Raw genomic sequence first — 22,995 nt, forward strand, 5'->3', positions numbered from 1 at the left:
AAATGAACAACCAGAACGCACCCGCTCCATTTGCCATTCAAGGTCATCAATACATTAACGGCCGCTGGCAGCCAGGTCGCTCAACCAAACGCCTGGACAACCGCAACCCCTTCAACAACGAGTTGCTGTTGGACATGCCGCTCGCCTCGGTCGCCGATCTGGATGAAGCCTATCTGGCCGCCGAAAAGGCACAGCTGGAGTGGGCTGCGCTACACGCCGGCCAACGGGTTATGTTGCTTGAAAAGCTTGCCGTTATCGTTGCGCAGCGCAGTGAAGAAATTATCGACTGGCTCATCAAAGAGTCGGGCAGCACTCGAATCAAGGCTGGCATCGAGTGGCAAAGCACGCTGAACCTGGTCCGAGAATGCGCGAGCATGCCGATGCAAGTAGAGGGTCGGATCTTGACCAGCTACAAGCCCGGCGAACAGAGCTTTGTGTTCCGTGATCCACTTGGCGTTGTGGGGGTGATCAGCCCATGGAATTTTCCGCTTTATCTAAGCATGCGCTCCGTTATTCCGGCCTTGGCATTAGGTAATACCGTAGTGCTGAAACCTGCGAGTGATACCGCTGTCAGCGGCGGATTGTTGATCGCCTACCTACTGGAGGCGGCGGGCTTCCCTGCGGGCACCATCAACGTTGTTGTGGGCGCCGGATCGGAAATCGGTGACGCCTTCGTGGAACATCGAGTACCCAGGCTGATCTCGTTCACCGGTTCTACGGACGTGGGGCGCAATGTCGGGCGCATCGCCACGGGTGGCAAGCACATCAAACGCGTTGCTCTTGAACTCGGTGGTAACGCGCCACTGGTGGTGCTGAATGATGCCGACGTTGAAGTGGCAGCTCACGCAGCCGTGGTCGGCCGTTTCCTGCATCAAGGGCAGATATGCATGAGCGTCAACCGAGTGATTGTTGATCGCACCTTATACCCGGCGTTTGCAGAACTTGTGGTGGAGAGGGTCAGCAAGCTGAAAGTGGGTAACCCTAATGATGCGGACACCGTGATTGGGCCTGTCGTCAATCAATCGCAATTGAATGGCCTGTTACGCAAGATTGATCAGGCACACAGCGCTGGCCTGACTAAACTGTTCGGCGCTTCAGCCAACGGTCTGTTGCTCCCACCGCATGTTTTCGGCAACGTAAAAGCCGATGACGCCCTGGCGGTAGATGAAACATTTGGCCCACTGTTACCAATGCTCATAGCCGACGATGAAGCGCACGCCCTGCGACTTGCGAATGCCAGCGAGTATGGGTTGTCCAGTGCGGTATTCACCCAAGACATGGCGCGCGGGTTGCAGTTCGCTCGTGGCATCGTCGCCGGCATGACGCACATCAACGACATCACCGTCGATGACCAGCCAAACGCGCCCTTCGGAGGTGAAAAGAACTCCGGGCTCGGGCGTTTCAACGGTCATTATGCCGTCGATGAATTCACTCGCGCACACTGGGTGACCTGGCAGCCAGGTGGTCACCACTACCCTTTTTAATGCACCACGCAGTCAGCCCCTGTCGGGGCTGATTGTCATGCAGGGCAACAAGGTGAGTTGGCGTTACTCGTCGCCGCCCAAAGCCGCTACCTGAGCCTCTATGGACTTGATGCTTTGTTTGTCGGCTGCATTTTGCGGTGTAACGCCATCGCCCAAAGCGGCATGAAAAGGGCAACCGACAAATTTAGGATCATTCTTGTACGTTTCGACGTAATGCTCGGGGAATTGCTTGTCCAGCGCCTGGATGCCCTTTCGCACTTCGGCTTTATCTTCACTGGACATGTTCATCCGCTCTTCGATATAGGCTTCAGTCGGATCGTCGGCATTCATTTCCATCATGCCCATCATGTAGCCGGCCAGTTGCGGCAAAAGCTGGGCCGCGGCGGGGTCAGGGCGGTCGACCTGCATGGTGTCGAGCGTGGTGGTCAATGACATGGCGCGCAGTAACTGATGGCCAAACCAATGCAACTCCTTGGGGAAGAAGCGGAAGACAAACTGCTCATGAATCGCCGTGATAATGAGATTGCCACGTTCAAGCTTGGGTTTTGGAGCATTTTCGAAGGCTTCGCAAAATTCCACGAGCGCGTCGAAACTATCCGGGTAACCAGTGATCGGCTGATCGTTTTCAGCACGGAAGAGTTTGCACATGTCACGCCAGAACAAGTGCGCGGCAATCTTCTCGTTCTCGGAGAGGCCCGGGGCGCCCATCTTCAACTTCAGACGGTGCATTGTGATGGCGGTGAATGCACAGACGTACACGTAATCGTCATTATAAGAAAAGGCACCGGGATACTGCTTGGCCCAATGCGCATGAAGATTATTAATACCTTCAACCGACTTGATGGTGCGGCTGTCTTCAGGACCGTAGAACCACCACAGCGCATTGGCGCTGCCGGTCTGCTCTACACGCGAGGTGGACCGTGAAACGACTTTGCCACCGTCTTCACGCCAGACCGCTCTGGAGCCCCAATCGGTGACGACAAAATTAGGGAAGGTCAACGCGTAGATGAAGTTCTGCATGAAGTCGTTCAGCCCGTAGCTGTTCGATAAACGCCAGATTTCAATGTAATCCTTGCTTGGGTCGAGGCTTTGGATTTTGGCTTGAATCCACTTTTTAGGGGCAGACATGTAGATCCTCTCTTCGCTTGAGTGCACATAGTGAATACGAAAATAGAGGCCTCTGATCAGCGGCCTTCAGTCGTCAGACAGAAGCGCTCATGGCGCAACGTCTGGGTGCTCTCGATTTAAAAACACCACCACTTACGATAGGGCCTCGCCCCGGGCCAGTCTCCGGTCTGTCCATCCAAGCTCGACGGCGTTTTTGGTATTGCAGTATCACCGCGACGCTATACTGCAATCACAGTGCGCTGGATCCCCACGGGCGGCTGCGTGATGCGTACATAAATAATCATTACGACTCACAGGGAGTACCGTTTGACTACTGATCTCTATTCTCACCTGCAGCCAAAAGGCTCGGTCGAGGACGCTTTTTCCAAGGCGGTGATTGGTCAGCATCATCTGACCAATGCTGTGTTGAAGATGGGTGAAGGTGCGGTGGCCTGGGCGCTTGAGGAGGCCGCCAGTTCCCTCAAGCGCTTGCAGGACGAATTTCAAACGGTGCCTGACTTGCCGACGCCAGAGATACGCCTCAACCTTGAAACGCTCATCCTCGATATATTCATGAGTTCGTTATCGAGAAACAGTGAGCACTTTACGCTGAAATTGATCCCTTCAATGGCGCGACAAGCTGCACGTCGCGAAGTACCGTTCAGCAGCATCGTCAAAAACATGCGAGCCAACCAGACTATCTGGGTCAATCATTTTTTCACCGCGTCGGCGTCCAGGACTTTTGCACCCTCAACGGTTCAACGGTTAGTCACCAACGGTGCATGCGTGGTGGATGAAATCATCGAGCACTTTGTGCTGTGCTACCTGGACGAGCGTCAGGTGCTGATGGAAAGTCAAATCGCGAGACGCCGCGCCCTTGTGGAAAAGTTGATCGGCAATGCGGGCGCGCTTCAACCATTCGAGCTAAAGCAAATCAAAAAAGATCATGGCCTGGATCTTGAGCATTTCCATGTCGGTATCATTATTTCTGATCTCAACACCAAGCTCAGCTCAGACTTGGGTGAGTTACAACGCAATTTACAAGATGCAATCATCGGCGATACACCGCTGGTAGTTTCCTTCACTCAGCATTTGACATGGGCTTGGGTCAGTACACCGCGCGCCCCTACTCCGACCCAACTGAAACGACTTGAAGAAACACTGGGGCAATTAAGTGGAACTCAATGTGCACTGGGTGAACCAGCGAAGGGCCCTGCTGGGTTCAGGCGTACTCATCTTCAAGCCAGAGATGTCAGTAGCGTTGCAATCCTTTCCCCAATCAAAGGCGTCATGCGCTGGGCTGACCATGTCCTGACGATCCTGGTCGGTCAGGATCTTGAAAAGGCCGCGTGGTATGTCGACTCCGTGCTCGGACCTCTGGCAAACAAATCAGAGAAAGCCGGCGGCTACCGCCAAACACTCAGCGCTTACTTGCAGTCAGGCAACAGCTTGCTCCACGGTGCTGAAGCGCTAGGTATTCACCGCAACACGCTAGTGTATCGACTGCAACAGATAGAACTACTGCTGGGTTGTCCTATCAAGCAACGAGAGCTCGAAATACGCTGCGCCTTGCACCTGATCACCCAGTACGAGGGCCGTGTCCTCAAGCATGAAAGGGAATAGAAACAGGTAAACAGTGAGATTGATGTATCCCAGTCGATAGACCATCAACGCACGTTTCAAGCGCTCGAGGGCCGCCGTACTGCAATACCAAAACCAATCATTATTTTGGTTTTCCGGCCTAATGACTGCGCTCGGTACTTCTTCTAACTTGTAAGCCATCCGCAGGAAGCGCAATGACCATGCGCCCAGTGAGATGACAACAAAAATAAGAGGAAAACCCGATGACCCGCAAATGGATCGCCGCGCGTATTGATCAGCTCGACCCTGCTACCGACTATGACGAGATCTGGAAACTCTCTGCGGCTTATCGGCCAACCGACTTCATCATGAATCTTGTGTACGCCGTCACTTTCCCTCACTTCTTCGTAAGGGAACTGGACGCGTTGCCTCTCATTGACAACGGTGACGGGAAAATTCTAAAAAACTCATTCAGACGCTCCGATGACACATCCTGGAAGATGCAGGTTTGGTGGCATTACGGTTCACACCACGACAAGACCCGCGAAAACGTTGAGTCGATAAACAAAATACACTCCCACTACGCTCAGCGATTTGGCGAGAGCTTCAGCCGCAACGACACCTACGTCTACACGCTTTGCTATGAAGCAGCCGGCATGCATCGCCTGATGCAACGCGTAGGTATGGCGGGCATGAGCGAAAAAGAGAAGCTCGCCGCTGTTAAATACTGGCACCAGATGTCAACCATTTTTCGCAACGCCGGGACGGGCGAAGCGATTACAGGCTTCCCTGATTCCTTTGATGGAATCATGGCCTTCATGGATCGCTGGGAAAGTGAGGATGTTCCCAAACACGACATGGGCCCACCGGCGGCGCGAGCAATAATCCAACAGTTCGCCGATCGTTATTTTCCAAAGTTCTCACACTCTCTGGTATTTGCCTGGGTGATCAGTCTTTATCCCGATCATCTGATCCGCGCCTACGAACTCAAACGACCCTCACCGTTGGCCAGGAAAGCATTGCGTTTGTTTACTGCCGGTTTTCTGTGGATGGGGGAAAAGGTGATCCCTGATCCGAAGGACACCTTCACGGAACGCCGGCAAGTGGCGCATGCCGCCAAGCGCGCTGCGGGTGCATCTAAAACACCAGATCAGCAGAGCGAGCAGGCGAAAGTCGCGGGTTGCCCTTTCCATCGATTCAGAGCAAAGCCCTCAGCGTCTGATGCCGCGAGCCCAGGTACCACGCAAGCAAAAAAATAATGTGCCAAAAGCACATTGGTACCAGATTGCTTGATGCAAAAGCACTCTGGGAATTACCAAATAGCGCCAAAAAAAATAACAATAGAGCCAACAACGATGAACACAATAAAAAAAATTTGTCCAGCCTTGCTAGTCCTCGCCACTCTCTCGTCCCTAGAAACTGTAGCCGCCAACGGCCCTCCACCGCCTAGCGTTGGGGAGCCGAACGGGATCAATCTGGGAGGCACCAGTTTTTACGATGGATTTGCCGGCCTGCCCGGCTTTTCGTTCCAGCAATACTTGAAGTACACCAGCGCCAGTTCGATTCGAAATAACTCGGGTAAGGAAATCAAAGACTTTGATAACCCGAAGATCAATGTCACCAGCCTGATCAACCAACTCAGCTATTACTCGCCCAACACTATTGGCGCGGGCGCACACCTGGGCTGGAACATCATTGTGCCGATCGTTTCACTCGACGGTGACTTTGGTAGCAACGGTCCACAACTCAAGGACAACGCCACTGGAGTTGGCGACGTCACCACCGGCCCGCTGGTGCAGTTCGATCCTATTGTCGATGAGCATGGACGACCTATTTTCGTCCAGCGCCTGGCACTGGATGTGTTGTTACCCGTCGGTAAATACGATGAACACAAGGACCTCAACCAAGGATCTAACTTCTACTCGATCAATCCTTACTGGGCGGCGACCTGGATGCCCGCACCCCGCTGGGAAGTGAGCTGGCGCTTGCACTATCTGCAAAACTTTAAAAACAAGGACCCAGCCAGCAGTTCAGTGCAACTGTTCGAAGGTCAGCCTGTGCGTGATACCCAGGCAGGCAAAGCGGCATGGATTAACTTTACTGCCTCCTATGAAGTGATACCCAACGTCTCAGTTGGCCTCAATGGGTATTACTTCAAACAAATAAGTGATGATGAGGTCAATGGTCACCGCCTCGCCGACTCTCGCGAAAAAGTGCTTGGGATTGGCCCTGGGGTGTTCTGGAAAGTAGGCGATGGTGATGGTGTCTGGTTCAACACTTATCGTGAGACCGAAGTAGAGAACCGCGCACGCAACGACTACGTCGTGCAGGTACGTTACGCGCACACCTTTTGAGGTCAAGAGCATTATCCTCGATGTAGCGATACGTCGAGGTGGCGCTCAACTCTTCCCCGCCACGGACGCGTTGGCTTCCAAGTTAACCGTTCGTCGAAATAAATATTGGATATGGAAGTGGGTCGACAAATGGAAGGTGGGCCTCAACGAGCTGAACGGCAATCTGCAGGTAACTCCTACCGAGCACAATAGCCGTTCGTGTGTCTTTTGCGTTTGTCCGGCTGCACTGAAGATTAGCGCTACCGAGAACATATCCGTCGTTCACACCGAGATCGCCTATGACTTGTGCTACCTCAGTAATTCTTAATTCTACACAAATTTCAGATCCGCGTTTCGCCGATTATCTCGCCTACTCCGCAATGCCGCGAGTCGCATCAGGATGAAATTAACCCTGCATCGTTTCTGCTGAAAGACCACGCCAATAAAACGAGATCCATGATGCAATATTCGCTCGCAGGCAAAATGATGATGACGCTCACACTGGTCATGCTTTGCGTTTCACTCGCTGTCGCGACGCTCAACTATCAATTCACGTCTCGGGAGTTGAGCAGACAGCAACTCAGGCAAGCCACTACGTTACTTGAGCTTGCGGCACAATCCCTAAGCGAACCGCTCGCGAGTGGTAATCAGGCTCAGATCGAAAACTTGCTGAATGAACTGTTGCGCGCCCCCGATGTTAATGGACTAACGGTGCGCGATTCCCGTACGCAACGTTCAACTTCTGTCAGTCAGAAAAACGCGGCTAATGTCTCCTTCCGGCTCAACACACAGGTAATGCATCATGGTCAGGCGCTGGCTATGCTGGATATTGAGTTCAACAACCAGGCGCTGAGAACGACCCTGAAAACTGTATTACTGCAAAACTTGGCAGTCACCGCAGTTTTGTTGCTCGCTACCTTGGGGACTGTGTGGCTATTGACCCGGCGTCACATTCTGCGACCAGTCAAAGAGGTCAGCCTTTGCCTGGCGCAGATAGCACGAGGTGAAGCTGACTTGAGTAAACGCCTAGATGCCAGTTGCCCTGATGAAATTGGTGAGTTGGCTGGCAACTTCAACCTAGTGCTTGAACGGCTATCGAACCTGATTGCGGATGTCGGGCTCGTCTCTAGCGCTCTCGATCAGCATGCCGGTGAAATGGACATAACAACTGGTCACACCTCGCACGCTACCGCCCAGCAGGTTCAGCAGGTCGAATCCGTAGCCGCTTCCGTGCAGCAACTCGCTCGATCCGCCATCCAGGTTGCCAGACACGCCTCGAGCACTAGCGCACAAACACGCGAGTCGGCAGCCCATGTCTGCGAAGGGAACGCCATGATGGACGCCAGCCAGCAAATGGTCGAACGCCTGGGGACACAGATAGCCCATACCGCTCTGAAACTGGGTGACTTGATGCGAGACAGCGAGGGGATCGGTGCGATGGTGGTCACTATTCGCGGGATCGCCGAGCAGACCAACCTTCTCGCCCTGAACGCCGCCATCGAAGCCGCACGAGCCGGTGAGCAAGGACGAGGATTTGCCGTGGTCGCTGACGAAGTCCGTGCCCTGGCGCTAAAAACCCGCCAGTCGACCGAAGTCATTGAAAATATTGTCACCCAGTTACAGGGCGCAGCGCATCAGGCACGAGAAGCCATGGAGGGTTGCCAGAATGCGCTGCAGGATGCGGTGGGCACCTCACGGCAAGTCGGTGAGTTCCTGACGCGAATCAGCGAAAACATTCAGGGCATCAATGAAATGAACCAACACATTGCTTTGGCTGCTCAGGAGCAGAGTACTGTCGCGGAAACGGTGAACGAAAATATCATCACCATTCACCGACTGAGTGATGGAGTCTCCCACTATGTCAATGACCTGGCTGATGGAGCACGACTCCTGAATAAGCAAAGTCAGTTGCTGCACCACAGAATAAGCTCTTTCAAAGTCTAGCGATGCATAGGTTATTGGGAGAAGCACCGTGGTGCTGTGCGTCTAAATCGTCAATTGAAACAAGCGTAAGAACTCGATAACCAGAGTGCATTAGGTGCTTAATGCTCGGATCTCTCACGAAAAAAAGGATATCGATTTACCAACAAATAAAACCGAATCAAGGGACAGTTGCCGCACGGAAGCCCAGCTAGTAAAGGCCATAAAAACGTAGTTAGCGGATCTGCTCCCTCGAATATGAGGCTGCTCCTATGTATGAACCCGACAGCTACAACGTTTTTGCAAAAATTTTTTATCGGCCCATTGACGCAGCTATACGCTGGTGCAATCTCATGGCTCATGAAACCCAAATACTAGAATCGGCTTGGGACTGTCCTGCGCTCCTGTCAAAATACTTCCCCCAATGGCCGTGCCTACAGGCAAATACCGAAAAAATTATAGATGCCATTCGCCATGGCGACCTGGCCTATGGCTGCTTCGGCGTGTCGGTCACGATTGGCACGCCCATCGATTGCAGTCAGATAACTATCCGCCATACTGACCTCAGAGTTTGGATGGCGCGCTACTACCCTGACCAAAGACCAAGCTTTCTTTTCGAACAGTCCTTCAACCAACAAGGAGCTATCAGCCCTGGCACCTATCTGGCCTTACAAGCCGACCGAGATGCAATGCAATTGCGGATAAAAAATATAGAAGCGTCTTATCAACAACTACTCGATGAGCTTGAGGCAATGGGGTTGGAAAGAGAAAATATCCATCAGTTACTAAAGTCCAACAGTAAACTCAGTGACCGCAGTGAAATCGGCTACCTGAAAGTCATAGGGGCGTTGCTTGAACTAATCTTAGGACACTCGCCATCAGGTAAACCGCACTCAGTATTTGATAGTCAATCCTCCATCGTCAATTCCATCTCAGCTCATCGCAAAGACGATCCTGGCCTGAGCAAACGCACGCTGGATGCAAAGTTCGCCGCAGCCAATCGCATACTCAAAAAAGGTATCTGAGTGGAGCAATTGCACTGCAATACCTCTGATTGCAGTGCAATGACTCTCCCCCACTTCTGCTATTCAATTCAGGTCACTTCCCACCACGCGCCAATCGGCGCCAGGAGTGACCAGCATGTCCAGCCAATCCTTACCCATCGTTGAAGCACCTCAACTGCAGGTAGAACGCCACATCATGCGACGTGACGAGGTGGAGCGAAAAACCGGCTTCAAACGCGCGCACATCTACAACCTGATGAAGGAAGGTAAATTCCCTCAGGCTAAACGCATCGGATTGCGGGCAGTCGGTTGGGACTCGCTAGAAATCGAGCAGTGGGTCGTTGAACGCTTAGGCAAACAGGCCTGATGCCATGCGTGTGGTATCGGTGGTTTCCACCAAAGGCGGGGTGGGCAAAACCACAGTAGCCGCCAATCTCGGCGGCCTACTGGCTGACGCAGGCCTACGCGTCCTGCTACTGGATCTGGATAGCCAACCCACCCTCTCCAGCTATTACGCCTTGAGCCAGAAGGCTGATGTCGGTGCGTACGAGTTCATCGCACTCAACCTAGCTATGCCTGCCCAGATTATTTCCAGGACAGTGATTGCAGGGCTCGATCTGATCGTCTCCAACGACGATCAAGGTCGACTGAGTACCTTGCTGCTGCACGCCCCTGACGGGCGATTACGCCTACGCAATCTGCTCGACAACTTCCGCGCCCGTTACGACCTGCTTTTGATCGACACCCAAGGTGCGCGTAGCGTGCTGCTGGAGATGGCCATCCTGGCCTCCGACCTTGCCCTCTCTCCCATCACCCCGGAAATGCTCGCCGCCCGCGAACTGCAGCGTGGCACCTTGAAGCTACTCAGCGAACTCGAACCTTTCCGCCACCTGGGCATTCCACCCCCACCCTTACGACTGCTCCTGAACCAGGTGAATGCCATTCGAGTGGACACCCGGATGATCATCCGTGGCCTGCGCGAGACCTTCGCAGGGGCTAACAACATCTCGGTTCTAGACACCGCAATTCCGGAGCGAGTGGCGTACCTCAACGCCGCCTCCCTTGGCCTACTGGTCCACCGAGTCGAGACACGCCAGTCACGGGAACGACGCTCGCCATCCGCGATGGAAACCATGCAAGCGCTGGCCATCGAGTTGTTTCCGGAATGGCGCGAAGCGATTTCTAGGGTGGGCAGGTGCACGGAGGTTAAATGACACCATTCACCATGCCGGCACTTCTCGCCCAATCATTGTGTTTGCTCGACCTTATAGCCAACAGCGTTTGGCAAGGAGTCTTCTGATGTTGGATCAACTTCCCATCATCGCTCCACCATTCACTCGACCACACCACCCATCTGGCGATGAATACTGCACTGTCGTCTTTCGCCTGCAGGGTGGACGCTCGGCCATGGGTTGGCTCCTCGCAGAGCTTTCCAGACATTTCGAAGGTTCGGGGACTGCCAAGATCGTCAAGTTCGAGGTCGGTGACCATTTGCGTAACCGGCGTTAACTGAGGTTGTTCCGATGAAGAAGCTCAGTCAGGCGCAGATCACCGACAAGCTGCACCAGGACCACTTCCCTCGAGGTCCAGAACTGGAGCGGCTATCCGATCCACTTACTGACACGCCTATGCTGGTCACTCTGGAGCAGTTGCGGCCCTACGAACACAACCCTCGATTCATTCGTAATCCGCTGTATGACGATATCAAGGCTTCGATCCGTGAACGCGGGCTGGATCAACCACCGCCGATTACCCGTCGCCCGGGAGAAACCTATTTCATCATCCGCAACGGCGGTAATACGCGCTTGGCGATTCTCGGCGAGCTGTGGCAGGAAACTCGCGACGAGCGTTTCTTTCGGATTCACTGCCTGTTCCGACCTTGGAGCAATGAAACCAACGCCCTACTCGGCCATTTGGCGGAAAGCGATCTGCACGGCCAACTCACGTTCATCGAACGGGCTCTGGCGGTAGCCAAACTCAAAACCATGCTTGAATCGGATGGCCCACAGCTCTCACAACGGGAGCTGGCTCGACGTCTTGCCGCTGGGGGCTATCCGATTTCACAGTCGCACATCAGCCGGATGCTGGACACCCTCGAACACTTATTACCCGCCATTCCACAAACTCTGTATGCCGGGTTGGGTAAGCCTCAGATAGAGCGTCTGATCGGTCTACGTAGTCAGGCTGAGCGAATCTGGAACCGTTATCCAACTGCCACAGTTGCATTTGCAGAGTTCTGGCTGGAATCCATGGGTTACTTCGATTGCGATCCTGAATCCTTTGATCTTGAGAAGATCCAGGATGAATTACTCGAACGCATGAGCCGCTTGCTCGGACAGTCCTACCGTATGCTGGCCCTGGAGCTGAGCGATACCCAACGGGTCGTATCCACGCCTGGGGCTGTCACTACCAGGCCCTCAGAGAACATCTATTCGCCAAGCGAACATGAAGCCGCGGCAGAACCGCCCTCCTCCGACACTGAATCACAATCAACCCAGGTCGAGAGCAGGATAGAGTCAGTTTCAGAAGAACTGCTCGCAGAACCCGAAACAAATGTTTCACCAGCGGTCAATCCTCGATCACGCGTTCAACAGATTCGTGAGCAAATCGATCGCGAGATAGCCACCAAAGCGACGTCTCCAGTCGAAACCTGCCCAATCGACGACCTCTGGACGATCACACCAACGCTGGATACACCCGAACAACTGCGTTTAGCCATTGCCGGACTGGCGCGAGAAATGGCGGCCTATGCCGGATACCCCGAGAGCATCATCGGTCAGCCGCTTGGCTTGGGCTTCGCCCTGAACATCGAGCGAGTTGATCTTGCAGCGCCTCACGCAACCGGCGTTCACCTACTGCTCATGGCCCTGCTGCGCGCTCAAGACGACGTCAACTGGGAAGATCGTAAGCAACTGCCGTCAGCGCTGTTCGGCCAATTGTTGCTGGGGATCTATCAACTCCCGCTCACAAATCGTCCCGCCGTGGACGTGGGACTGGAGCGGCTGCCCGACAGGCTGTTAATCAAACTGTATCGCCTGATCCGCCTGGCCCGGCGTCTGATCGACTTAACGATTCCCCCTGAAGATAGCTCACCGAAGGAGCTGCCATGAACCTGTCCTTCAATGTGCTCAACCAGGCCATGCTGACCCAGATACTGCATGAGCTGCGCCAGGGTAACCTGCAGCGCTGCAAGGCACTCGGACTGGGTGAGGACGACATCTACCTGTTGCAATCCTTACCGCCCACTACGTTGTCGCGCCTGGCCCATGCAACCATCCCCTGGGTTGAGATCAAGATTGACTCGCCGGTGCTGCATCGGTTGATCGAGCAAGCCGAACGTGACGAGCAGAACGAGCGCTTGATCAACCGCGCGCTCAAGCTCGGCGCCAGCAGCACCATCATGTACCAATGCTTTGGCTTGGCGCATTCGGAAACCGCCCTGCGTCGACGTCTGCTCAAGATAGAAACCCGAAAAGGTCGCCCTCAGAATTTGAGCGAGGCGCAGGAGCATGCGCTCTGGCAGCGTTGGTGCCAACTACGCGCTCAGGACAGTACCGAGGACCAGCTCGACGCCATGATGATGCTGGCGGAGGAGCAACAGATCAGCTTGACCATCGTCTGGCAACAAATCGACCAGTACAGCAACGGCACATGAACACAGCCCCTTCCAGTCGTTGGCAGCGTGTCCTGCAGCAATGCACCCAGCATCTGAGTGAACGCTGGCCCGTACGCCCTACCACTGAACAACCCTCCAACCAGGCCCTGCAAGCTGGCTTTCTATTCAGTGGCCAATCTCACGAAGTCGTGCCACGTCGGCTGCTGTTGGATAGTCGGTTGACGCCGTTGGAACGCAATGCCTGGCAGGTGTTTCGACTCATGCTGCAAGGCCAGGGCGTGGTCACGCCGCGCTATGAGGATTTGCAGCCTTACCTGTCGAGCGTGCCCTACGGTGCGTCAGCCTCCCGTGAAACCATTGCTCGGGTGTTGACGATGCTCAGGTTGACGCGCTGGCTCAGTTTGGTGAGTCGCGGACGCGATCAGCTCAGCGGACGTCTTCAAGGTTTTCTGTATGTTCTGCACGATGAGCCGTTAACCCCCGCCGAAGCCATGGAACTGGATCAGGATTACCTGGCGCTGGTCGGGCATGCCCTCGGTCATGCGACGAAGGCGGTGCGTATTGTCGCTCAGCACGTTGTGGAGGAAGTCCGCCAGGACACGAATATCGATCGTGATCGGTTACCGACGCGGCTCGACAGCTGGGGCGAACACTGGACGCAGCAAGGATTGGATCAGCCAGCCGTTGATGCCTTCCACGATTCCGAACGGGAGGAAGATCACCGCGTTCGGAATCGTGCAGGCCCTCGTTCGGATTCCGAACCGGGCCTGAACGTCAATGTTTCAGACACCGTTCGGAATCCGAACGCCGCCTGTACTGTATTAAAAGAAAGTATTTGTACAGTACCGCGCGCGACCGCAGCGGTGGATAACCTGCACTGGCCCGCTGCGCTGCACCTGAGCCCAAGCGAGCGTCAGGCCGTCGCCGTGGCGCTGAACAAACTCAAACCAGCGGATCGGCAGGCGGTGCTCAACGAAGCGGGAGCACGTTGTGCGGCCGGTGGAATCCGCAAGCCAGCGGCGTATCTGATGGGCCTGATCCAGCGCGCACTGAAAGGTGACTTTCGTCCTTGGGCAGGTCAGGCCGAACCTTCACCCATTGCAGAATCACCTCCACCCGCTCCCTCGCGGCCATCTCGACAACAGGGCGAACCCGCGTCTGCCCTCGCACAAGCGTGCCTGAATGAGCTGCGCCAACTGCGTGGCAAACGCGGTGGACCTCAGTAGATTTGATGCCAGTGGCATCAAATCCATGGTGTTCCACTCTACGAACACATCGGACCAAACTATGAAACTCTTAGGGAAAAGCCGGGACATCTCTTTCGATGAACGTAGACGTCAGTAGATTTGATGCCGGTGGCATCAAATCTACTGACGTCTCCATAATTAGCCCTCTTAAACCAAACCGAACAGACCGCATTCAGTTTTTTGGCTGTCCTTGACCCTCATCTGCCGCAACGTTTCCGTCCAAGCGAATGCGAGGACAACGCCGTGGCCGATCATTACCAACTCAACCTGGGTTCATTGCGCAGCAGCATCACCCTGACCCTGCACACTCACCACGCCGCCCGTATCTGGCAAGGGCGGACCGCACGCGAAGGCGTTCACTCGATCATGGGCATGGCCGGCTACATCAGTGTCACCAACCTGATCAAACAAACCGCGGCTCAGGACGATCCCTATGCCGACTGGGCCATCGTACAACTCGAAGAAAAACTGATGCAGGCCAAGGCTGGGATGCTGGAACTGACCCAACAGCTGGATCGGATCAGACAGGACCTGCCGACACAGATCGACATGGGCGACAACCTCAACATCCACCCCGTCACCTTGCCGTTGTACATCGGCAGCCAGCTGGGTTTTCTGGCGGTCTACCTGCTGACCGACTACGACACCCTGGTGCGTCGTACCCTATTGGCCCATCACACAGCCTTGATCGGCCGCGTCGACATGGAAGCCTGGATCGATGACGGCGCCCATCTGCTGCGCAGCCTGTTCGGCCAGGCGCAGCGCTATCGGCATTCTGGCGTCACCCGTGATGACATGGCAGCGAACAATGCCCGTGCTCTGGCGGCCATCGAGAAGATGGGTTTGCCCCCCATGGACATTCTTGAGGGTCATCGCCGCTCCCAGTTCGCGCCACCGATCATTCGTCGTGGTGCTGTGGCAGTGGATGACGCGGACGCATTGGCAGAGGAAGCGAGAGAGCCATCTGCGACGGTGGATGAGCCGGAGGACGAAGCATGAATCTCATGATCCCGGCTCAACCAATGCCCTTCGAAGCGTTAACACCGGATGCCTATCGACAGCTCGAACACGCTGCCTCCCTAAAAGGCCTTTTAAAACCTTTTAAGGGTAAGGGGGAGTTGGACCACCTGGCGCAGGTGGCGAGGGAAATCGAGGCGCAGTTATGTCACCTGATGGAAGCTGTTGTGCAGCAAGCCGGACAGCCCCCGTACTCACTGCTGGATATTCGATTGGTGCTGCAGAACACCAGCGCGGGCAGCACCTTTTTGCGTTGGCGCACCCGTGACTTCGCCCGCATGGGGGTTGCGGTCTGGGAACGCCAGGTCCGCAACAAGACCCAACCGCAGGCCGTACGCGAGGGGTTGCACCGTTTCGAATGCAACCGTATTGCACTGAACCTGCAGATGAGCGTGGTGCATTCGCTTTACCGCCAGGCCTCGACCTGCGCGATCAAAATGGCCAGTGCCGAACGGCTGCTGCGCCAGTTCACAACCGCAGCGGAGATATCACGATGAGTACTTTTTTCGTCGGCGAAGGCAACATCGGCAGTGCGCCAGAGTTCCAGGAATTCGCCTCAGGCAATGACGAGCCACGGCGTTTGCTACGGCTGAATGTGTACTTCGACAACCCCGTGCCACGCGAGGGCGGCTACGAAGATCGAGGCGGCTATTGGGCGCCGGTTGAGCTCTGGCACCGCGAGGCTGAACACTGGAGCACGCTGTACCAGAAAGGTATGCGTGTGCTGGTCGAGGGCCGCACGATACGAGATGAGTGGGAGGACAGCGAAGACAACGCGCGGGTGACCTTCAAGATCGAGGCCCGTCGAGTCGGCATCCTGCCTCATCGAGTGCACAGCGTGGTCATGCGGGAGCGATCCAATGAACCGGCAGCATCTGCGAAACACGTCGGGCAAAATACAGAGCAAGCCAGCTCACCTGCGTCGAAGCCAAAAAAGCGCACAGGGCCGCCACCTCCGGAATGACGAGCATTAGGCATAAAAATTGCGCCTTTGCGCGAAGTTGCTGGCGTATTACTACTCGCTGCTCGTGAAGACCCACACTGTCGTCCACGCTAAAACGGGGTAACAGCATCGGATCGTCAAGGCAGTCCTCACCGACTAATATGAGGTACCTGCGAGTCAGGTTTCTCATATCTCGTAGCTGCTGTTTCCAACAACTCTGCTCCGGACCCCATCCGGAGCAGTCTTATGCGCCTCTTCCTCTGCGAGAAACCTTCCCAAGGTCGTGACATCGCCAAAGTTCTCGGAGCCAGCCGGCGCAGCGATGGCTGCCTAATCGCACCCGAGACAACCGTCACCTGGTGTATCGGTCACCTGCTGGAGACAGCACCGCCTGAAGCTTATGGTGAACACTTCAAGAGTTGGTCGTTAGATCATCTACCGATCATTCCCGCGCAGTGGCAGGTCGAGGTCAAACCCAAGACTGCGGCACAGTTCAAAGTCATCAAGCGCCTGCTCAGTAAAGCCACCACCGTCGTCATCGCGACCGACGCCGACCGCGAAGGTGAAATGATTGCCCGCGAGTTACTGGAACTCTGCAAGTATCGAGGCCCCGTTCAGCGCCTCTGGTTGTCGGCACTCAACGAGGCGTCGATTCGCAAAGCATTGTCCTCGCTGAAGTCTGGTCAGGAGACCTTCCCGCTCTATCACTCAGCCCTCGCCCGCAGCCGTGCTGACTGGCTGATCGGCATGAACCTCAGTCGTTTGTTTACCCTCCTCGGTCGGCGGGCAGGCTACGACGGCGTGCTGTCGGTTGGACGCGTACAGACACCCACTTTACGCCTAGTGGTCGATCGGGATCGTGCGATTGCCAGTTTCGTTCCGGTGCCCTACTGGAACGTTGAAGTGCACTTATCGTCGAGGGGTCAGCGATTCATCGCATCGTGGTTACCGCCAAGCTCAGGACAGGACGAAGCGGGTCGTTGCCTGCAACAGGCGCTTGCCAGTCAAACGGTCCAAGCGATCTCTTGCAGCAAGACCGCCACAGTACTCTCGCTGCAGACTGAGCATTTCCGCGAAGCGGCGCCCCTGCCCTTCGACTTGAGCACGCTGCAAGAAGTCTGCTCGCGCAAGTTGGGACTCGGCGTTCAGGAAGTCCTGAATATCGCCCAGGCTCTGTATGAAACCTACAAAGCCACCACCTACCCGCGCAGTGATTGCCGCTATTTGCCAGAGAGTATGTTCGACGAGGTATCTGGGGTATTCGATGCCCTGCTCAAAACCGATCCCACCCTGCGGCCCGCATTCGGAAGACTCGATCGATCACTGCACTCCCGCGTGTGGAACGATGCCAAGGTCACCGCGCACCACGGCATCATTCCCACCACCGAGCCGGCGAACCTTGCGCGGATGTCCGAACAAGAACGCCAAGTCTACGAACTGATTCGTAGCCACTACCTCGCGCAATTTCTTCCGTCTCATGAGTTTGATCGAACCCAGGTCGAACTGGAATGTGGCGAAAAACGATTGACCGCTGTTGGCAAACAGATCCTGGTCCAGGGCTGGAAAGGCTTGCTCTCCGAAAACACCGAGGAGGACGAACCCAGTCACAAGTCCCAAGTCTTACCCGTCTTGCAACAGGGCACGCAGTGCGCAGTGGACGACGTCGAACTCAAGTCCATGCGCACCGCCGCCCCCAAACCACTCACCGAGGGCGATCTGATCAAGGCGATGAAAAACGTCGCCAAGCTGGTCAACGACCCACGCCTGAAACAGAAACTTCGGGACACTACCGGTATCGGTACCGAAGCCACGCGAGCCGGCATCATCAAGGGGTTGATTGATCGCGGTTACTTGCTGAAGAAAAAACGCGCCTTAATGGCCTCCGCAGCGGCCCATACCCTGATTGAGGCGGTACCCGCCGCAATCGCAGATCCGGGCATGACCGCGATATGGGAACAGGCCCTGGACGAAATCGAAACGGGACGCCTGACCCTTGATGCGTTCGTCGCCAAGCAGGCGAACTGGATTGCACAATTGGTCGAACACTGTGGCGCACTCACCTTGGCGGTACCTGTCGAAGCCGGCCCGGCCTGCCCCATTTGCAATGCCTCGATGCGTAGACGTAAAGGAAAATCAGGGCAGTTCTGGTCATGCTCCCACTACCCAGATTGCAAGGGCACTGTGTCGATCAGTAAAGATACGCGTCGCTCATGATGTTCCATGGGACGATCATTATGAGAACGGTGCGTTCTCTGCCTTGACGTCGTCCCACCCTCTCTGCTGTAGTGCCTCAGGATCATCGCCAATGGCGACCCAAGACCGATTTGCTCCGGGTAGCTCGGTCGAACTCGTCGAGTTCGGAGCCTTCTCTTCTGCGGGATTTCATTCCCGTTTTGTGCTTGACCTGATCGTGGTGGCGGATGACCACTGTTGCCTCTACCCGGCAACAGCGGTCATCCGCTTCGGCGATCGTATTCAGTCCCGGAGCCCGCCGGGGAAACACTGGGCACCTTTTGTGCGCGGATGCGTGCCAGCATGTTCCGACCCAGGCCACGACAAGGGTCGGTTGGCGAATCATGGCGCAGTTCAACCAAGTGTTGCGAGGCGCTGGTCGACTGCGTAAGACCGTCAAAGGTGGTTTTTTTCTTCCTCGCCTGGCATCCCGTCAGGCCCACTCTTCACTTTCTTCAGTCCAGTGACTGCCACTGTATTCCGGCTATAAAAAATCGGGTTGCAGCGTCTTGACGCTCCCCTGTGACAGGCTTATACAAAGGGCGTGGTTTGCTGTCGTTGACAGCCCAGCCCAGGTAGCTTGAACCTTCAAGGCTACGCCACGTTCGTGGTGGTTTACCCAAGTGCGATCAGCGTTCGGAAGCTCGCACGGTTACCGCCTCAGCGGTGATGAATGCCCACTACCCCATGTCTGCTAACCACTACCGCAGACGTTCCTCAGCTGCACCGTTATTCCGCCAGACGCATCGTTCTGATCGTCATCGGCTTGCCGGTGGTGAGTCGTTCATCGCTCTTCTTCACCTTACCCACCCTGACGGGGGCTCACTTCCCCATCAGGGACTGTGCGTCGCCGTTTCCCCTTGAAACAGGAGAACCACCATGGCCCACGCCAACCAATCCAAAGAAGCGACCACTTACTTCAACCTGCACACCGTCGGTATCGGCTACCTCAACCGTGTTCGTGAAGTCCAAGTCCGCCGCGGCCAACCATTCATTGCCTGCGATATCGCAGCCCTGCACGGTGCCACCGATGCGGTGGAGTACACCCGCTTCGACTGCAAAGTCGCTGGGGGTGAAGCTGAACGCTTGATTCGTCTCTATATGGACGCCGTCAACGCCGAGAAAAAGGTCTTGCTGTCGTTCCGTATCGGCGACCTGTGGATCGATCCGTTTCTCTATGAGAAAGGCGAGAAACAAGGCCAACCGGGTGCCAGCCTGAAAGGTCGTTTGCTGTTCATCGACTGGATCAAGATCAACGGCACGTTCGAATACAAAGCACCCGCCAGGCAGGAAGCAACAGCACCTGCTGAGCAAGCGCCAAACAGTGAACCATCCCCACCGTCGGCTGATGCCGAAGTTGAGGATACCGAAAACCCAATAGAGGCTCGGGTGGAACCTGAATCTCCACCCGCTCCGCGCACGGCCCGCCGTGATGCCACCCGTACCGTTCAGTCCGCCTGAACAGTCCACGATGTTCCTCATCAAGGCGCTCCGTCGAGCGCCTTTTCTTCAATCAGCACAGGGGACCATTATGGAATCCTTCTGGCTTTGCGACGACTGCCTGTTCGCTACAGCTTACGAGGACTACAGCACCTTATCGCTGTATTACTCGCAGGATGAGGTCGAACAACGCATCGCCGCGATACATCGTGAGCTAGTTCGGTTGATGCCCATCAGTGCCGACTTCGATCCCGAAGCCGGCTGGGGAATAAGAACCTTTTCTCCATCGCCTTGCGACGGCTGTGGTTCACATCTACACGGTCAACGCCACCGATTCACTCGGCTGTAAACAGCGCGCCATCTGCTAACGCCCAAGACTCCACACCCACCTTGGGGGATACCACTCCCCTCGGGCGTGTACCCCTGATTGTTCCCTTCGGAGGTACCGCCATGAGCACCCAACTTACACTGATTGAGACCTCGGATTTCGAGGCTGATCGCATTGTCCAAGAAAACCAGCTGATCGACGAAGCGCAGCATATTCTGGATCGTCGGCTGTTCGCCCGCGGCCCTATCCTGACGTCGCCTGACACTGTTGCCTCCTACCTAAAACTGCAGCTTGCGCAACAAGAGCATGAAGTCTTCGGTGTGATCTTTCTCGATGCCAGGCACCGGGTGCTGGCATTCGAAGTCCTCTTTCACGGCAGCATTGATGGCGCCAGCGTTTACCCCCGCCAAGTCGTTAAGCGTTCCCTAGCGCATAACGCTGCGGCCGCCATTTTGGTTCACAACCATCCCTCGGGTTGTACAGAACCCAGCCAGGCGGATCGCGTCTTGACCGCACGGCTGAAGGAGGCCTTGGCCTTGATCGAAGTGCGTGTATTGGATCACTTCATCGTGGGTGAAGGTCGTCCTCTCTCCCTTGCCGAATACGGCTGGCTTTAACCCTCACAGGCGCCTTCGGGCGCCTTGTTCATTTTCATTCTGGAGAACCCTCATGAACCCCGCACACCAAGCCCCAGCTCTGCTGATGGCCTCAACCCCATTTGCTCGCGGCTACGACAACCTTCATATCGAACGGCTGCTACTGATCACCTACGAAAACGACTGCCCTCCCTGCGTTCGACCAGTGCACGACTCACAAGCACATCTGCCCGACAATGAGCTGCAACTGTTCACCTGCCTGTTCAATGACGATTTCGCCTTGATCAGCGAAGGCCAATCCATTCCGGATGAATTGGATGAATTAGATGAACGCTGCCAGTCCACCGGGTTGGTGCGCCAAGTGATCTACGCCGTGATGGGCGACATGCTCAACGAGCGGCATCACCTCGGCGATCTGTACTCCCTGGAAGAAGCCCAAGCCATGGTCCATCGCTTGAGCTTCGAAACGGGGCACTACAGTCGAGCCTGGGAGATCAGTACCGCACACCTTCCTGAAGAAGCGATGTTCTATCTGGAAGGATGGGCAAGTAACTCCGCTCCGAGGCAAACCGGCCTTTTGTTCGAGCTTTTCGAGTTGCCGGATTGCTGCGGCATCAGTTGCAAGCTGATTGGCACGCCATGGACGGACGAAAACTTGCTGAACATTGAGGGCAAACGTTATTCAAGCTTGAGACAAGAGCAACTCGACGCAGGCACACCGGAAGTCCTAGTCAACGTACTGTACCTGGCGGCATTGGCGGATGCGAGATTGTTGATCTTCGACCCCGACGCTGCCGTCTTGAATGGGCTCGCTATTTTTGATGAATAGCAACGCGTTCAGCGTTAACACGACCCGCCTTGAATCAACTTTCTCACTGAGTTGCTCCTTCACCTCATGTCAGGTTTTGCACTGAATCTGTCATGAGGTTTTTTCCATGGAGCGTTTTTTCACGCCTGTCTGCCTGCTGGGTTTGTTGAGCGCCTGCACCGCGCAAATCCCCAATACATTGCCAACCCATCCAGAGATCGACAGTGGCTCCAATCGGGCCCAGCTTTCGAGGGACACAGCGGAAGGAAACCATCCGACAGAACTCCGCTATGGCCGCTATACGCTGGTCAGCACCGAGCCCACCACGGAACAACGCTATCTTCTCGCTCAAATCATTGAAGTGAACATCCCGTCCAGCCTAAACCCCTCAGTGCAGGATGCGTTGCAGTACGTATTGCAGCGCTCGGGCTATTCGCTCTGCCCCGTTACTGCGTCGGTGAAGTTGCTGTTTACCCGGCCTCTGCCTGCAGCCCATTACCGGCTTGGTCCAATCCCTTTGCGCCGCGCGCTACAAGTGCTGGCTGGCCCCGCCTGGCAACTCACGACCGATGAAGTCAGCCGTTCGGTCTGCTTCGAACAGCAGAAAACGGATGCCGGTGTCGCGCTGATTACACCCGTCTTGCCCCATCAATCGGAGGCGCGGTCATGAAAGCCTCAACGTTTCAAACCCTCATCATCGGGCTCCTTTGCCTGGCGGTCGCCGGGCTGAGCGGTGGTTTGTATAACCAGTATCAACGCATGGCAAAACTGCAGAGCACGGACACGCAATACCGACAAACTTTGGACACCCTGCAACATGATTCAAGCGCCCTCAAGGATGCACAAGAGAAGCTGCAGTACGCGCTGAAAGACCTGAAGCAGATGGTCGATACTAGTGAGCAACAGGCCAATACCCTCGATCCGATGCTGGATCAGTGGGCGCAAGAAATACAGGAGCTGCGCGATGGTCTGGCAGCCCGCGCCACCGTGGCAGAACTGACAGCGCTGCGCGCACACCTTGAACAGGTCGAGCAGCAGTTCCAGGAGCACAAGACCCAGCCATCACCCCCACCGCCGTCGCCTTCCGCGACTAAACCGAAAAAGACCGCTCGCCCCAAGCCCGTCCCGCTCTCGCCACCGTTCTCGGTGTTGGGGGTCGAATCCCGTGGTGGTGAGCGCTTTTTGGCAGTCGCACCTCATGACAGTCGCTCTCTCATAGATGTTCGGCTGCTGCATAGCGGCGAGCAGCTCGGAGCCTGGTACCTGAAAGTGCTGGAGCCGAACTCAGCCATCTTCGCGGTGGCCGCTCAGCCAGACCAGACCGTGCACCTCCCTTGAG

The 22,995-nt window shown here is 55.6% G+C and carries 22 protein-coding genes and 2 pseudogenes; 23 read left to right on the plus strand and 1 reads right to left on the minus strand.

What is annotated here, in order from left to right; translation table 11 throughout:
• The first annotated feature begins 2 nt into the window (after nt 1-2).
• Complete coding sequence (locus H8F22_RS03195) at nt 3-1,484, plus strand: aldehyde dehydrogenase family protein (RefSeq protein ID WP_047531102.1); 1,482 nt, start codon at nt 3-5, stop codon at nt 1,482-1,484.
• A gap of 63 nt (nt 1,485-1,547) precedes the next feature.
• Here H8F22_RS03195 and H8F22_RS03200 read toward each other — a convergent pair whose 3' ends face one another.
• Nucleotides 1,548-2,612, minus strand: coding sequence for a hypothetical protein (locus tag H8F22_RS03200; protein ID WP_020300876.1), 1,065 nt, complete (start codon nt 2,610-2,612; stop codon nt 1,548-1,550).
• Nucleotides 2,613-2,918: 306 nt separating this feature from the next.
• Here H8F22_RS03200 and H8F22_RS03205 point away from each other — a divergent pair, with 306 nt between their 5' ends.
• The 22 genes and pseudogenes from H8F22_RS03205 to H8F22_RS03300 all read left to right on the plus strand — a co-directional run bounded on the left by H8F22_RS03205 (nt 2,919) and on the right by H8F22_RS03300 (nt 22,994).
• Nucleotides 2,919-4,214, plus strand: a complete 1,296-nt coding sequence (locus H8F22_RS03205) for a PucR family transcriptional regulator (protein ID WP_020300877.1) — start codon at nt 2,919-2,921, stop codon at nt 4,212-4,214.
• Nucleotides 4,215-4,435: 221 nt separating this feature from the next.
• Nucleotides 4,436-5,431: a hypothetical protein gene (locus H8F22_RS03210; RefSeq protein ID WP_090406428.1), complete on the plus strand. Its 996-nt coding sequence runs from the start codon at nt 4,436-4,438 to the stop codon at nt 5,429-5,431.
• A 96-nt stretch (nt 5,432-5,527) separates the two neighbouring features.
• Complete coding sequence (locus H8F22_RS03215; protein WP_032904495.1) at nt 5,528-6,526, plus strand: SphA family protein; 999 nt, start codon at nt 5,528-5,530, stop codon at nt 6,524-6,526.
• A gap of 798 nt (nt 6,527-7,324) precedes the next feature.
• A pseudogene (locus tag H8F22_RS33025) lies at nt 7,325-7,591 on the plus strand (HAMP domain-containing protein); the annotation flags it as partial.
• 69 nt (nt 7,592-7,660) lie between these two features.
• On the plus strand, nt 7,661-8,449 hold the full coding sequence (locus H8F22_RS33030; protein ID WP_371101270.1) for a methyl-accepting chemotaxis protein: 789 nt from the start codon (nt 7,661-7,663) through the stop codon (nt 8,447-8,449).
• A 248-nt stretch (nt 8,450-8,697) separates the two neighbouring features.
• Entirely contained in the window at nt 8,698-9,450 is a 753-nt protein-coding gene (locus H8F22_RS03225) for a hypothetical protein (RefSeq protein ID WP_032903637.1), read from the plus strand.
• Between the two features lie 115 nt (nt 9,451-9,565).
• Nucleotides 9,566-9,796: an AlpA family transcriptional regulator gene (locus H8F22_RS03230; RefSeq protein WP_020300882.1), complete on the plus strand. Its 231-nt coding sequence runs from the start codon at nt 9,566-9,568 to the stop codon at nt 9,794-9,796.
• Between the two features lie 4 nt (nt 9,797-9,800).
• Entirely contained in the window at nt 9,801-10,643 is an 843-nt protein-coding gene (locus tag H8F22_RS03235) for a ParA family protein (RefSeq protein WP_194939752.1), read from the plus strand.
• Between the two features lie 85 nt (nt 10,644-10,728).
• Entirely contained in the window at nt 10,729-10,938 is a 210-nt protein-coding gene (locus H8F22_RS03240) for a hypothetical protein (protein WP_076964377.1), read from the plus strand.
• A 14-nt stretch (nt 10,939-10,952) separates the two neighbouring features.
• On the plus strand, nt 10,953-12,539 hold the full coding sequence (locus H8F22_RS03245) for a ParB family protein (RefSeq protein WP_020300884.1): 1,587 nt from the start codon (nt 10,953-10,955) through the stop codon (nt 12,537-12,539).
• Nucleotides 12,536-13,084 (plus strand): DUF2857 domain-containing protein, encoded by a 549-nt coding sequence (locus H8F22_RS03250; protein ID WP_020300885.1) that lies wholly within the window; start codon nt 12,536-12,538, stop codon nt 13,082-13,084. The genes H8F22_RS03245 and H8F22_RS03250 overlap by 4 nt, the downstream gene beginning before the upstream one ends.
• A complete protein-coding gene (locus H8F22_RS03255; protein WP_020300886.1) occupies nt 13,081-14,271 on the plus strand; it encodes an STY4528 family pathogenicity island replication protein in 1,191 nt (396 codons plus the stop codon). The genes H8F22_RS03250 and H8F22_RS03255 overlap by 4 nt, the downstream gene beginning before the upstream one ends.
• Before the next feature lie 264 nt (nt 14,272-14,535).
• Complete coding sequence (locus tag H8F22_RS03260) at nt 14,536-15,291, plus strand: PFL_4669 family integrating conjugative element protein (protein ID WP_020300887.1); 756 nt, start codon at nt 14,536-14,538, stop codon at nt 15,289-15,291.
• Entirely contained in the window at nt 15,288-15,806 is a 519-nt protein-coding gene (locus H8F22_RS03265) for a DUF3158 family protein (RefSeq protein ID WP_032903630.1), read from the plus strand. The genes H8F22_RS03260 and H8F22_RS03265 overlap by 4 nt, the downstream gene beginning before the upstream one ends.
• On the plus strand, nt 15,803-16,273 hold the full coding sequence (locus H8F22_RS03270; protein ID WP_020300889.1) for a single-stranded DNA-binding protein: 471 nt from the start codon (nt 15,803-15,805) through the stop codon (nt 16,271-16,273). The genes H8F22_RS03265 and H8F22_RS03270 overlap by 4 nt, the downstream gene beginning before the upstream one ends.
• Nucleotides 16,274-16,498: 225 nt before the next feature.
• Entirely contained in the window at nt 16,499-18,466 is a 1,968-nt protein-coding gene (locus tag H8F22_RS03275; protein ID WP_020300890.1) for a DNA topoisomerase III, read from the plus strand.
• An 897-nt stretch (nt 18,467-19,363) separates the two neighbouring features.
• Complete coding sequence (locus H8F22_RS03280) at nt 19,364-19,945, plus strand: STY4534 family ICE replication protein (RefSeq protein WP_020300891.1); 582 nt, start codon at nt 19,364-19,366, stop codon at nt 19,943-19,945.
• A 70-nt stretch (nt 19,946-20,015) separates the two neighbouring features.
• Nucleotides 20,016-20,273, plus strand: a complete 258-nt coding sequence (locus H8F22_RS32510) for a hypothetical protein (protein ID WP_032903653.1) — start codon at nt 20,016-20,018, stop codon at nt 20,271-20,273.
• 215 nt (nt 20,274-20,488) lie between these two features.
• Nucleotides 20,489-20,869 (plus strand): annotated as a pseudogene (gene radC, locus H8F22_RS03285) (RadC family protein); the annotation flags it as partial.
• 52 nt (nt 20,870-20,921) lie between these two features.
• On the plus strand, nt 20,922-21,677 hold the full coding sequence (locus H8F22_RS03290) for a DUF5983 family protein (protein ID WP_020300893.1): 756 nt from the start codon (nt 20,922-20,924) through the stop codon (nt 21,675-21,677).
• Nucleotides 21,678-21,783: 106 nt separating this feature from the next.
• The gene (gene pilL2 / locus H8F22_RS03295) at nt 21,784-22,326 is read left to right on the plus strand and encodes a PFGI-1 class ICE element type IV pilus protein PilL2 (RefSeq protein ID WP_020300894.1); all 543 of its coding nucleotides are present in this window, start codon (nt 21,784-21,786) and stop codon (nt 22,324-22,326) included.
• Nucleotides 22,323-22,994: a hypothetical protein gene (locus H8F22_RS03300; RefSeq protein WP_020300895.1), complete on the plus strand. Its 672-nt coding sequence runs from the start codon at nt 22,323-22,325 to the stop codon at nt 22,992-22,994. The genes pilL2 and H8F22_RS03300 overlap by 4 nt, the downstream gene beginning before the upstream one ends.
• Nucleotide 22,995: the final 1 nt, after the last annotated feature.

Source organism: Pseudomonas mucoides (assembly GCF_015461845.1).
Lineage (GTDB): Bacteria > Pseudomonadota > Gammaproteobacteria > Pseudomonadales > Pseudomonadaceae > Aquipseudomonas > Aquipseudomonas mucoides.